This is a genomic window from Winogradskyella poriferorum (assembly GCF_050618035.1).
In the GTDB taxonomy this organism is placed as follows: Bacteria; Bacteroidota; Bacteroidia; order Flavobacteriales; family Flavobacteriaceae; genus Winogradskyella; species Winogradskyella poriferorum_A.
This window is the reverse complement of record NZ_JBODPY010000330.1, coordinates 1-210: the sequence shown is the minus strand read 5'-3', so window position 1 is coordinate 210 and position 210 is coordinate 1. Positions and strand designations below refer to the sequence as shown.

Here is a 210-nt window from a genome sequence, read left to right as displayed (position 1 = left end):
CAACGCAACCCTACAGGTATCTGACGATGATGGTGAGGAAGATGGTTTTGCTAGTTTCCAGCTTACTGATGCTCATGGTATTGTACTAGCTGGTGCTCCGGTAGGACTTGATGTGGTTTACTACGAGACCTACGCCGATGCTCTGATAGAGTATCAACCACTTGGAAGCACATGTACCAATACAGTTGCCTACAATCAGACTATATATGC

1 protein-coding gene is annotated in these 210 nt (G+C 45.7%); it reads left to right on the top strand.

All coding sequences use genetic code 11. The features are described 5' to 3' along the window. Window positions 1-210: hypothetical protein (locus tag ACRHOC_RS15965; RefSeq protein WP_431159534.1), on the top strand; the 210-nt coding region annotated here is incomplete at both ends.